The organism is Oceanobacillus sojae, from assembly GCF_007991515.1.
In the GTDB taxonomy this organism is placed as follows: domain Bacteria; phylum Bacillota; class Bacilli; order Bacillales; family Amphibacillaceae; genus Oceanobacillus; species Oceanobacillus sojae.
On sequence record NZ_BJYM01000016.1, the window covers coordinates 1 to 13,245 of the forward strand.

The following is a 13,245-nucleotide window of genomic DNA, read 5'->3' on the forward strand; positions in this document are numbered from 1 at the left end:
ATTACTAAAAACATTCTGATTCCTCCCTGAAAATTGAAATTTATCCTTCTGCTATAAAAGTAATAAAAATCGGCCTGCCTTGTCTGAGAAATGATCAATGTAACTTGAAAAAATTAGAAAATACATTCTGATCTAAAATAACTTATAAATAAGAATGAAGAGACTGTAGTTCATTGCAGATGAAAGTATTATGAGAAACAAGGAATACTTTCGTATCTGCATAGTTGCTTGCGTTAATAAGAAAAAATACTTCCTGCCCAACGATAGAGAAGAAGATGCATAGCTTGTGGAAAATATTAAGCTCTTAGATGATTAATAATCTAGATAGATTGGTTAATAGGCTATCTATTTAAATTCTTTATTTCTAATCGGGCGGAGAAGGAAATCCATTAATTTACTCTCTGCCCGATTAATTTTATTTTCTTACATAATAATTATCTAAGAAATGTTAACCCTTTCATTTTACTGCAGAGACTTGTTTTTCTGCTCTTTGTTTAAACAGGTCGCCTAAATCAGATAAGGTATCTGAGACAGTAACAAAATTTTCTAATAACTGGTTATATTTCGCAACGCGCTCTGGATCTGGCTTAATAACAAGCTCTATCTCATGAATCGCATCAATTTTTTCATAATCATTCCAAAGTCCTGTCCCAACAGCAGCCAATGCGGCAGCACCTAAAGCAGCAGCCTGCTGATCCACATTTGTTTTCAAAATAGTAACATCATAACCGTCAGCGGAGATTTGACGCCACAGCTCACTTCTGGCACCGCCGCCTACAACGAGCATTTCATCGCTTACATTAGTAAGTTCACGAATCTTATCAAGGCAGATTCTCTGTCCTAAAGTGATCCCTTCCATAGCTGCACGGTATAAATCAGCCTGGGTATGGTTGGAGCTGAGCCCAATGTATCCACCTTGGATATTCAAGCTTTTATCAATAGGCAGGCCACCGCCAAGGCTTGGATTAAAAATGAGACCTCTTGATCCAATTGGAGATTGAGCTGCTTTCTCTGTTATTAAATCATAAGGGTCTTTTCCCAGTTTTTCTGCTTCTTCCTTCTCCGAATGAGCAAACTGGTCTCTGATCCAGCGGAAGCTTGTTCCTCCGGCAGCCAAGCATAGAGCATTGGCATAGTAGCCTGGAATAACATGTGTGAAAATATAAGGTCTGGAATCATTGTCCAGCAATGGTTTTTGTGAAGAAATAGCAATCCAGGAAGAAGATCCCTGTGAATTATAGATTCTGCCTTCTTTAAATGCTTTCGCTCCTAACGCCATACAGGAATTATCTACGCCGCCGCAAACAACCTGTGTATTTTCAGATAAGCCAATTTCTTTTGCAACCTCTGGAAGAATTGTTCCTACAACTGCATCTGAAGCAATAATTTCAGGGAAAATATGCTTGGGAAGCCCTGTTGCCTCTAAAAGCTCATCAGAATATTGCCAGCCGACAAGGTCATACACACCATATCCGGATGCGTAGGAATAGTCTGTCCGAACTTCTCCGGTTAATTTAAAGTTAATATAGTCTTTTGTCCCAACTACTTTATCAATTTTTTCATACATATCAGGCTCATTATTTTTATACCAAAGAATCTTGAATGCAGCATAGTTTGCCGGCTTTAGTCCATTTCCAGTCAGCATATACCATTTTTCTTCATCATATCGGCTGAAGAAATCGGCAACTTCTTTTTCTGCACGGTAATCTGACCAGATAGGAGTAGATTCACGCAGCAGATTTTTCTCTTTGTCTAAAGGAACAACTCCCAGACTATGTCCAGAAATACCGCAACAATGAATATCCTTTGGATTTACACCTGATTTTTCAATTAATACCTGTGTGCTTTTGACAATAGCATTCCACCACTCTTCGGGCTTCTGTTCATGCCAATTATTATGTGGGAAATAGGTCGGGTATTCTACAAAGACAGACTCCAGACAATTACCATCAAGATCATATAGGGATGCTTTATTTCCTCCTGTACCAAGATCATACGCAATTATTCTTTTCGTCATTATTACTTCCCCCTTTTGGTTTATTAAAATTTGTCATAGTTTCATAACTGCTGTTCTATAAATCTCAGTTAGCTGTGCTCTGTTTTGCCGCCCCAAGCTGATTAGAAACAAATTTCTATTCATGTTTGAGGCGGGTCTGTTGAACAGGTCTGATTGTAATTAGTTACAGGATGCGAACGGATACAGTCTATTTAATAGCCACCATCTAAATCCTGGTTGTTATCTTTTACAATCAACTGGCCTGCTTTCACTCTTTCTGCAGCCTCGTCTAAAATTTTCACTGTACCGCGGGTCCCTATACGAACAGAGCCTGTAGACAGTACGGCTAAGGTTTGGTCTAAATCCCTGACCCCGCCGGCAGATTTGACCTCTATATGGTCTGAAACACTCTCGCGCATCGTTTTTAAGTCTTCTATTTTAGAACCAGTAGGAGCATAGCCAGTACTGGTTTTTACAAAGTCAGTTCCTGCTCTTTCAGCAATTTCACAAGCTTTTATGATTTGTTCAGGTGTTAAATAGTGATTTTCAAAGATGACTTTTACCTTTGCCCCCATAGAATGTGCCACTTCTACAACAGCTTTAATGTCATTTTCCACATAGTCATATTCTTCAGATAAGAAACGGCCGATATTCATGACCATATCTACCTCAACAGCGCCTTTTTCAATAGCATCCTTTGTTTCAAAAGCCTTGGATTCTGTTGTTGCTGTTCCATGCGGGAAGCCAATGACGGTTGTAGGAAGAACATCAGTCCCTTCCAGCGCTTCACATACGATTGGTAAATCAGAAGGGCGGACACAAACAGAAACACAATTATATTTTTTTGCAATCTCGCAGCCCTCTATTAATTCTTTAACAGTGATATCGGGGCGCAGCAAAGAATGATCAACGGTTGCTGCAATTCCCTCTACTGTGATAGGATCTCCACTTTTGAATCTGGTAACTTGTAATGTCATAGTTTATCGTCTCCTTTTGAAAATGAAAGTTATTATAAAACCTTATGTCCTTTTACTGCAGTCCAAATCATAAACCATTGCTCTGGAGTTAACTGATAATTTAATGCATTCACAGGGGTCTTAACGAGATCAATTTCTCCTGACCCGGTAATAGGGATTAATCCCGCCGGGTGAGAAAGAAGCCAGGCAAATACTACTTCACCAATATCATTTGCTCCAACCTCTTCACGGATAATTTCCAGCGTCTCTCTCAATCTCTGTTCTGCATCTCCTGTACCTGTGAAAATTCTTCCACCTGCTAAGGGTGACCAGATCATAGGATGAATTCTCTCTTGAAGGGCCGCATCCATGGTTCCGTTTTCGATATTCTCCATGTTTAACGGAGATAATTCGATTTGGTTTGTTACTAAGGGAACGCTTACATAAGATTTCAGTGTTCTATATTGCTCAGGTAAATGGTTAGAAACTCCGAATGTTTTTACTTTTCCGCTGGTATGAAGCTTATCAAATGCGGCAGCTACTTCTTCCGGGTTCACAAATTGGCTTGGTCTATGCAACAGAAGCGTATCAATATAGTCTGTGCCCATATATTTCATAGATTTTTCTACCTGCTGGATAATATATTCCTCGCTGTAGTTATAATATTTAACGCGAGCAGTTTCCGATTTATAAACGATACCGCATTTTGTAACAATTTCCATCCTATTTCTTAATGAAGGATTTTTCTTTAAAGCGTCCCCAAATATTTCTTCTGCTGTATAGTTGCCATAAATATCTGCATGATCCATTGTGGTGATACCGAGATCCATGCACTCTTCTACAAAATGGATTAACTCTGCATCTGTTAAGTTCCAATCAGCTAAGCGCCAAAAACCTAGTGCAATGCGTGAAAAAGAAACATCTTTCCCTAATGAAACGCGTTCCATATAAAAATCATCCTCTCCTGATTTTATAATTAAAATTAATAACTGTTCATTTGAACAGTTATTGTTATTTTGTTCAAATCTTGATATTATAATAGCAACATTAAGAATGTTTTTCAAGTAATAATTTAATTAAAATAAAAAAAGGTTCAACCTTTATGTAAAGATTGAACCTCTATGTAAGTAATCTGTTGAGTCAAAATCAAATTACTTTAACGAAATCAAGAAGAATGATTCGCTAAGTATTCTGCTGTTTCTTTGTCCGTAACAAGAATGTCAATATACCCTGCTTTTAATGCTGCGAGTGTTGAAGCATGTTTCTCTTTTCCTTCTACAACACATATTTTTATAGGAATATTGAATAAAGCTTCTTTATCAATACCGATACTGCGATTGCTGATACTGGAGCAGCACTCTTGTCCATCACTGTTTAAGAAAGCGATTGATACAAGGTCGCATACGGCATTATTTTTTTCCATTTCAGAAAGGTCACTCTTTGAAAAGTATTCTACTTTGTGAATACTGCTGGAAGTAAACATTGGATTGCCAAGACTAAAGAAAGCAATATCTGCCTCCGCTGTCCGTTGAATAACTGTTGAGATAGAAGAATCATTCAGGAAGGTTTCCCGTTCCATCTGGCTTTGTACTAATGCCGGTGCATTAATAGAAATAGATTTTCCCTCAGTCTTATGTGCCATTTCTGAAGCGATAGAAGAAGAGTGGACATGGGGCATACTGATACTGTGCCCGCCAATGATAGATGCAAATAAAACATCCTTTGTTTTTAATGGCTGCATATATTTACAGGTTTCCCGCAAGGTAGTTCCCCATCCTACCGCAACCGTAGCACCTTTAAAAAGTTTGTCCTGTAAACAAAGAGCAGCTGCGCTTTGGACTTGTTTCTTTGAGTCTTCCCCTGATTGATTATCTACAACAATTGCGTTTTTTAAGCCGTATTTATCTTTCAGCCCTTTTTCCAGCTCCAGAAAGGCACCGCTGTAATCTATAATAATTTTTACAATTCCTAAGTCTTTGGCTTTTTGCAGGGATCTGGATATCTTCATCCGTGATAACCCTGTGGAGTTAGCAATTTGCTGCTGGGACATATTCTTCTCGTAGTACATGTGGCATATAGAAATTAAAAGTCTATGATCCATTCCGTCACCTTCTTTCGTAAATCAACATCTGCTTTTATCTATTATAGCTTATCTAATTGTAATCTTCATTTCCATCATAAAGGATAGCTTGATATTTTCATAATTTTGGAATGTAAAGAGAAGACTTTTCAGATATAAAAAAGGTTATGAGCAGACTTTGTAAAGTCTGCTCATAACCTTTGCGCTTGAAACATTAAGAAATAGAAGCTTCATAGATAGAATCAACAGCTTTTTTCAGAGCTGCATCAAATTCTTCCTGAGATTGATTTGCATTTAAGTCCTGACTCAATGCTCTGGAGAAGCTGGCGATAAGTCCGTTATTGTCTTTTAATTTTGCGTTTGCGTCATCAGTGGAATACCCTCCGGATAATGCAACAACACGGACAACATTTGGATGATCAATTAATTCTCTATATAGGTTATTTTTCGTTGGAATAGTTAATTTCAGCATAACCAGCTGATCGGAATGAAGCTGGTTTAAATGCTCTAAAATTTCTGCTTTCAGAATATCTTCACTATCTTCTTTAGAGGGGCTGTTAATGTCCACTTCAGGCTCGATAATAGGAACCAGCCCAGCTGCAATAATCTGCTTTCCAATTTCAAATTGCTGGTCGACTACCTTTTTGATGCCTTCCGGGTTATCCTCTTTGATCACAGAGCGCATTTTTGTGCCGAAAATATGACGTTCATTTGCTCGGTCTAATGTCTCCTGTAAATTATCAATCGGCTTCATCAGCTGAACGCCGTCTGCTTCTTCTGCGAGCCCTTTGTCCACTTTCAGGAATGGAACGATGCCTTTTTCTTCAGCGAGATAATCACCTGTATATTTGCCTTCGATTTCACGATCCATGGTCTGTTCAAAAAGAATGGCACCAATAATCTGATCGGAATTAAAGGAAGGCGATGTAATAATTCTTGTCCGCATTTCGTGGACTAAATCAAACATTTCTTCTTCACCCTGATAAGCATCCTCCGGAATTCCATAGGCAGCTAAGGCCTTTGGTGTACTTCCTCCACTTTGATCCAGTGCTGCGATAAATCCTTTGTCATTTTTCATTTTTTCTAATTGGTTTTGCTGCATCACTTTCACTCCTTTTTTTGTTGAGCCGATAATCGGCTTTAAAAACAGTTTGAAGTAACCTCCATCTCCTATTGTAGCACTAAATAATTTTAGATTATAGTCTTCTGCGTGAAGGAAAGATATTTTCTTTTTTGAATCTATCAACAATTAAAGCTGAAAATAGACACTCTCTCTGTATTTTTATAAGATAAAAAGAAAAAGGTGGAAAAAGTATGCACGATATTACGAAAAAAAGAGTGAAGGCTTACCTGATTGATTTAGCTGTATCAACAACTGTCTCCCTGATAACGGAAAGCTTATTACAAAAGAAATTCAAGAGTCCGGCATACTATAATCTGGTTCATCCAACACTGATTCAATGGTCATTGGAATATGCCCAGTTGAAATGTGAAGGAAGAACACTTGGTTATAAACAGGCAGGGTTGAAGCTGGAAAGCACAAATGGCGAGAAGTTAACCAGCAGCCAGATTTTAAAACGTATGGCATATCGTGATTCGATAGGTGCGTTTAGTTATTTTAAAAATCGTGAAAAGTTTGAAGGACCATCTGGGAGTCAGTTTCCATATGAACGGTCAGCAGGGGTGAAGGTGAGAGAGGTATAAAGGAAAGTGAAAACGGCGATAGACCTAGGTAAAGGGGTATTGTCGTTTTTTTATTGAGATAAGCTTATCTTTACTTCTACCCTCCCATAATATACAATTTATAGTAATTAAAAAATGGAATTTAAACAATTTTTACATATTTGAAAATATCTTGATAACCCTGATAACTGAACGCTGCTCTCCTAAAATATCATATACCTTGAAAATGGAAGGTGAATTTATGAATATTACCTATCTGCTCTTTTTTCTTTGTATTGTCGTTTGTACCCTGATTATTACTTATTGGGCGGCGAGACAAAGTAAAACGACGAATCAGTTTTATATTGCTGCAGGCAGCTTAACAGGTACTCAAAATGGGATGGCTATTGCAGGGGATTATATCAGCGCAGCTTCCTTTCTGGGTATAGTTGGTACTATTGCTATTAATGGCTTTGACGGTTTTTTGTATGCAATTGGATTTTTAGTTTCTTATTTAATTGTTTTATTTTTTATTGCTGAACCGGTGCATCATTTAGGAAAATATTCATTAGGAGATGTTATTTGCGCACGTTTTCCAAGCTATAAAATGCGGGGAATAATGGCTATTGGAGCTTTAATTATCTCCGTTTTTTATATGATTCCACAATTAGTTGCTGCAGGGCTGTTAATCAGGTTATTGCTTGATATTAATTATTCTGCTTCTGTGTTAATTATAGGATTATTGATGACTATTTATGTTGTTTTTGGAGGGATGTTTGCAACTTCCTGGGTGCAAATTGTTAAGACAGTGCTGCTTTTATCAGGTACATTTTTACTCGCACTTATTGTGCTTTCACGATTTAATTGGAGTATTTCAAGCCTATTAGAACAGGTTACACTTGGCTCGCCTTTAGGAGAGCAATTTTCATTGCCGGGTCATTTATTTAATAATCCTTTGGAAACGCTTTCCCTTCATCTTGCCTTAATACTAGGTACTGCAGGACTTCCGCATATTTTAATCCGGCTTTTTACAGTGCGGAATACGGTAGAGGTACGCAGGTCACTTTTAACAGCGAGCTGGATTATTGGTGCATTTTATTTGATTGCGCTTATTTTAGGATTGGGAGCCGTTGCTTTAGTTGGATTTGAAGAGCTGGTTAAGCTGGATCCGTTTGGGAATTTAGCTGCTCCATTATTAGCAGAGAGCCTGGGTGGAGATTTTTTAATGGCTTTTATCGCAGCAATAGCATTTACAACGATTGTCGCCGTTGTAGCTGGATTGGTCATTTCGGCAACGACCGCTTTTTCCCACGACATTTATTATCATATTATTAAAAAAGGGAACACCTCGGAAAGGAAACGTGTACGCGCAGCACGCTGGACGGCATTTTTTATCGGGCTTCTATCTACTTTACTTGCGCTTGGATTACGGCATATGAATGTAACCTTCCTCGTTTCCTTAACATTTATTGTTGCAGCATCCAGTAATTTGCCTGTACTTTTATTTACCATTTACTGGCGGCGCTTTAACCAGAGTGGAGCAATTACCGGAATGATCTCCGGATTAACAGTGTCCCTGCTGCTTTTACTTTTGGGACCGCATATCATGAATCCGGATGGCGGCTGGATTGCTGTCGATCCTTTAATCCCGCTTTATAATCCTGGGATAATTGCGATTCCTGCCGGATTTTTAGGAGCATATCTGGGAACGGTACTGTCACGGGAAAAAGAAAGTGCAATTCCATTTTCATCATTCTATCTTCGTGCGCAAACAGGGATTATCTTAAGGAGAGATCGATCGTGATGAATTTGACAGTCGTTTTATTCGAACGTTTAGGTCTATTATTAGTTATTGCCTTTGTTTTGACACGAAGTCCTGGGTTCAGGTCGCTGCTTTACAATGAGTTCAGCTTTAAAATGGCCGGGATTCATGCGTGCGTATTTGGTTTGTTCGGGATTGCGGGCACATTAACCGGAGTAGTAATCGGGAATGACTTCACAGTGGTGAATGAATTCGTTTGGAATGTAAAAGATGATCAAATGGTGGTAAGCTCCAGTCTGGTTGCTATTGTAATTGCCGGGCTGCTTGGAGGTCCGGCAGTTGGTTTAGGAGCCGGAATCATTGCCGGGACACATTTGTTTTTTCTCGGAGGAATCGGTTTTGTGGCTAACAGCCTCGTGAATCCGCTGACAGGACTGCTTGCTGGGTTTACGGCACGCTTTTTTTCGCAGGAGCGTGTTATATCACCGATAAAAGCACTGTTTATCGGCATATTTCCCCCGATATTATTGATGCATTTATTACTTATTTTTGATTCACAGGACAGAACAATGATTGAGCTGATTAATGTTATCGGCTTGCCGGTTGTATTATCCAACAGTATTGCTATTGCAATTTTTACAGCAATGATTGCTATTGTGCTCAGAGAACAGGAAAATGAAGCAGCATTTGCAACGAGACAGGCATTAACTATTGCTGAGGAGGCGTTGCCTTTTCTAAAGGAGGAATCATTTCAGAGCAAGGCAGAAGGACTCGCCGATTTGCTCTATGCACGTTTGAAATTAGCAGCTGTTACAGTGACAGACGAAAGGGAAGTAATGGCGCATAAGGGGTTGGGAGGAGATCATCATAAAATCGGCAATCGGTTAACAACACAAATTTCCAGACGGGCATTAGCATCAAAGGAGACACTGGTTGCTTACTCTAAGACAGAAATTCAATGTACGCATAAAAATTGTCCATTGGAAGCTGTAATTATTATCCCAATTTTGGAGGCGCAGCAAACCATCGGGCTGATTAAGTTATACTTTCGCAAGCCACAGCATATTGGTCCGGTAGAGCTGATGCTGGCTGAGGGGCTTGGTCAGCTGATTGCTAATCAATTAAAAACAATTAAAGCAGAGCGGCTCGAATTGCATACCCGTGATGCAGAGCTAAGCAATTTACAAGCACAAATTAATCCGCATTTTCTATTTAATACACTGCATATGATCGCTGCATTATTTCGGAAAGATCCTGAAAAAGCAAGACATATAACAGTTCAATTAGCGCAATTTATGCGTTTTAACCTGAAGCTTGTATCGACGCAGCTTGTACCATTGGAAAAAGAAACAGAGCATGTAAAAGCGTATATCGAGATTATCCAGACCCGATTTACGAGCAGACTACAAATATATTTTTTACAGCCGGAAGGAATCTCTCACCTGTTAATCCCGCCGTCATCAATTCAGCCTTTAGTTGAAAATAGTGTCAGGCACGGGTTAGAACATGTTTCAGAGGAAGGAAGAATAGATGTGAGGATGGAGCGGTTTGATGAGCGGATAAAGATAAGTGTGCAGGATAATGGTCAAGGATTTCCTGATCATATTTTACAGCAGGCTGGAGAGACTGTACTGGCAGAAAAGCAGCATGGTGGAACAGGCTTATATAATGTCAACCAGCGCTTAATTAATCTGCTGGGTAAAGAAGCCCGCTTACATGTACGGAATTTATCTGAAGGCGGAAGCGAGGTCTATTTTACTATTCCATATCGTGAAGATTAGAAAGGAAGATTTTTATGATGAAAATCCATACCATGGTTGCTGAAGATGAACAATTGGCACGTGAAGAATTGATATATTTATTGGAAAGGGAACAAGACATAAAGCTTCTGCCGAGTGCGGAGACAGGAGAGCAGCTGGTAGAACTGTATAAAGAGTATGAGCCCGATGTTATTTTTTTGGATGTGCATATGCCTGGTATGCGGGGGATAGAGGCTGCGAAGAAAATATTGGAGCTTGCTTATATAGAAACACCATTATTTATTTTTACAACTGCATATGATGATTATGCAGTCGAAGCTTTCGATATAGAAGCGGTTGACTATATGCTGAAGCCGTATGATACAGAGAGATTTCAAAAGGCAATGAATCGTCTCCGCAAGCGGATGCGGCAATTGAAAAGTAAAGATAAACAGTTATCAAAACAAAGTATTCCTTCATCAAGTAAGCTTTTAATCGATAATGATGACCGGACAATTGTCTTATCCCCTGATGCGATTTATTATGCTGTACCATATAAGCGGATGTTAGAGATTCACACAGAGGACAAGGTGATTTACAGCAGGATGTCATTACAGGAGCTGGAAAAGAAACTGCAAGGTCATGCTTTTTTCAGGACACATCGCAGCTACCTTGTTAATTTGAATCATATACAGGAGATTACACCATGGTTTAATGGGGCAAGCAACATCACATTACAGGATAAAAATCAGACGAAGATTCCAGTCAGCCGTACAGCAAGAAAGCATCTTTTTGATTTATTTGGCAGTTAACCATTGATGACAAAATTCCAACCGTTCAAACGTAATTTTAAACCATTGAAACAAATTCGCATACGTACGCATCCATCTTCCTTTATAATTTAGAAAGCGTTTACAAAAGGGTTAACAAAGGGTTGAAGGAGGAATGCCGAGCTTTAGAAAATAATAATTTTTAATGCTTGTTAAGGGAAAGGGTAAGAAGAGCTGAACGAATCATAAAGAGAGAAGCTGGTCAATGTTACTTTATGGAGCTGGAAGGTTTCTCTGGCGTAGGGATATCGTCTAAAAACTTTTCATTCCGATTTTCGAGGAGGATGCGGATGGGTGCAGAAAAAGAATATAAGCAGGAGCCTGCAAAAGAAATTAATTTTGTACAAGTAACGGAAAGCAAATCCTTTAAAAAGCTGATGCATGAGCGGAAAAAATTTATTGTACCGTTAACAATCTTTTTCATGGTATTTTATTTCTTACTACCGGTTTTAACCTCATATACAACTTTTTTAAACACACCGGTAATCGGTGATATTTCCTGGGTATGGTTGTTTGCGTTAGCTCAGTTTATCATGACGTGGGTTTTATGCACAGTCTATGTAAAAAAAGCAGCGGTCTTTGATAAACAGGCGGATGAAATTATAAAAGAGATGGAAGAAGGAGGAGAAGAACAATGAGTGCAACAGTTATTATCCTCTTTCTTGCTATTGTTTTATTAACTTTAGTTATCACTTTTTTTGCTGCTAAAAAGACGCAGACAGCAGGGGATTTTTATACTGCCGGCGGAGGACTCACCGGGCTGCAGAACGGTCTGGCGATTGCAGGTGACTATTTATCAGCAGCATCTTTTCTGGGAATTGCAGGTGCCATTGCACTATTTGGTTTTGACGGTTTTTTCTACAGTATCGGATTTTTGATTGCCTATTTAGTTGTTCTGTTCCTTGTAGCTGAACCGTTGCGTAACCTCGGTAAATATACACTGGCTGATATGATTAATTCCCGTTTTGATGCGCGAAAGGTTCGGGGAGCGGCTGCACTGAATACGATAACAATCAGTACGTTTTATATGATTGCCCAGCTTGTAGGAGCAGGAGCCTTGATACAGTTATTATTTGGCATTAAATATTGGATGGCGGTGCTGATTGTTGGTGTGATGATGACAATTTACGTTTTGTTTGGCGGGATGATTGCGACGAGCTGGGTACAAATTGTAAAAGCTGTTCTTCTGATGGCTGGAATGGTCATTATGACATTTCTCGTCTTATTAAAATTTAATTTTAATATTGGACAAATGTTTACGGACGTTAAAACTGTTACTGCTCATGGAGAAGCATATTTAATGCCTGGACTGCAGTATACAGAACCACTCGGAACCATATCGCTTATGTTAGCTTTAGTACTTGGGACGGCAGGATTACCGCACATTCTAATGCGGTTTTTCACTGTCCGGGATGCAAAAACAGCAAGAAGCTCTGTTGTTATCGCAACATGGGTGATTGGAATATTTTATGTACTGACATTATTCTTAGGTTTTGGCGCAGCAGCATTTGTAGGCCATGATACTATCATTGCGGCAAATCCGGGCGGCAATATGGCTGCACCATTGCTTGCGCAGGCTGTTGGTGGAGACATCCTGTTTGCTTTTATCTCAGCAGTTGCTTTTGCAACGATCTTAGCTGTAGTGGCAGGACTTGTGCTTTCTGGTGCTTCGGCATTTGCCCATGATTTATATGGTCAAATTATTAAAAGAGGAAATGTGACAGAGAGGGAACAAGTGAAAGCTGCACGCTACGCATCATTGGCTGTGTCTGTTTTGTCCATTGTTTTAGCGTTATTTGCCCAATATTTAAACGTAGCATTCCTTGTTTCGCTGGCCTTTTGTATTGCGGCAAGTGCCAATTTACCGGTTATTATTTACACAGTTTATTGGAAAAGGTTCAATACTGCAGGGGCAGTAACAGCGATGCTGACAGGATTATTATCCGCATTAATTCTTGTATCGATTAGTCCGAGTGTTTTCTCGCCAATCGAAGGTGCAGCATTATTTGTAGGGGAGCCAATTTTCCCTCTAACCAATCCGGCACTTGTATCCGTCCCTCTGGGATTCCTGGGCGGATATTTAGGAACACTTTTATCGAAGGAAAAGGATATAAAACGTTATGCAGAGGTGAAGGTGAAGGCAAATACGGGTTACAAAAGCAGTGGTGTGAGTCACTAGAGAAAGCAAAGAAAAATGTCTGCAGAGATTTGTCTGCAGGC

At 39.3% G+C, this 13,245-nt stretch carries 11 protein-coding genes; 6 read left to right on the forward strand and 5 right to left on the reverse strand.

Annotated features, from left to right (window positions below; genetic code table 11):
• Positions 1-457 precede the first annotated feature (457 nt).
• The 5 genes from OSO01_RS17275 to OSO01_RS17295 all read right to left on the reverse strand — a co-directional run bounded on the left by OSO01_RS17275 (position 458) and on the right by OSO01_RS17295 (position 6,134).
• Entirely contained in the window at positions 458-2,017 is a 1,560-nt protein-coding gene (locus tag OSO01_RS17275) for a xylulokinase (protein WP_147211699.1), read from the reverse strand.
• Positions 2,018-2,208: 191 nt separating this feature from the next.
• A complete protein-coding gene (deoC, locus tag OSO01_RS17280; protein WP_147211700.1) occupies positions 2,209-2,973 on the reverse strand; it encodes a deoxyribose-phosphate aldolase in 765 nt (254 codons plus the stop codon).
• Between the two features lie 32 nt (positions 2,974-3,005).
• Positions 3,006-3,899 (reverse strand): aldo/keto reductase, encoded by an 894-nt coding sequence (locus OSO01_RS17285; protein ID WP_147211701.1) that lies wholly within the window; start codon positions 3,897-3,899, stop codon positions 3,006-3,008.
• A gap of 218 nt (positions 3,900-4,117) precedes the next feature.
• On the reverse strand, positions 4,118-5,053 hold the full coding sequence (locus tag OSO01_RS17290; RefSeq protein ID WP_147211702.1) for a sugar-binding transcriptional regulator: 936 nt from the start codon (positions 5,051-5,053) through the stop codon (positions 4,118-4,120).
• Between the two features lie 193 nt (positions 5,054-5,246).
• Positions 5,247-6,134 carry a fructose bisphosphate aldolase gene (locus OSO01_RS17295; protein WP_147211810.1) on the reverse strand — a complete coding sequence of 296 codons (888 nt, stop codon included), beginning with the start codon at positions 6,132-6,134 and terminating at the stop codon, positions 5,247-5,249.
• A gap of 212 nt (positions 6,135-6,346) precedes the next feature.
• Between OSO01_RS17295 and OSO01_RS17300 the strand changes: the two genes are divergently transcribed.
• From OSO01_RS17300 to OSO01_RS17325, 6 genes are all read left to right on the forward strand, one after another.
• A complete protein-coding gene (locus OSO01_RS17300; protein ID WP_147211703.1) occupies positions 6,347-6,736 on the forward strand; it encodes an RDD family protein in 390 nt (129 codons plus the stop codon).
• A gap of 220 nt (positions 6,737-6,956) precedes the next feature.
• A complete protein-coding gene (locus tag OSO01_RS17305) occupies positions 6,957-8,498 on the forward strand; it encodes a solute symporter family protein (RefSeq protein WP_222595744.1) in 1,542 nt (513 codons plus the stop codon).
• Entirely contained in the window at positions 8,498-10,237 is a 1,740-nt protein-coding gene (locus OSO01_RS17310) for a LytS/YhcK type 5TM receptor domain-containing protein (protein ID WP_147211812.1), read from the forward strand. Before OSO01_RS17305 ends, OSO01_RS17310 begins: the two co-directional genes overlap by 1 nt.
• 14 nt (positions 10,238-10,251) lie before the next feature.
• Complete coding sequence (locus OSO01_RS17315; RefSeq protein WP_307725853.1) at positions 10,252-11,007, forward strand: LytR/AlgR family response regulator transcription factor; 756 nt, start codon at positions 10,252-10,254, stop codon at positions 11,005-11,007.
• 308 nt (positions 11,008-11,315) lie between these two features.
• Positions 11,316-11,663: a DUF485 domain-containing protein gene (locus tag OSO01_RS17320; protein WP_371863309.1), complete on the forward strand. Its 348-nt coding sequence runs from the start codon at positions 11,316-11,318 to the stop codon at positions 11,661-11,663.
• On the forward strand, positions 11,660-13,204 hold the full coding sequence (locus OSO01_RS17325; protein WP_147211705.1) for a solute symporter family protein: 1,545 nt from the start codon (positions 11,660-11,662) through the stop codon (positions 13,202-13,204). The genes OSO01_RS17320 and OSO01_RS17325 overlap by 4 nt, the downstream gene beginning before the upstream one ends.
• The last annotated feature ends 41 nt before the right edge of the window (positions 13,205-13,245 follow it).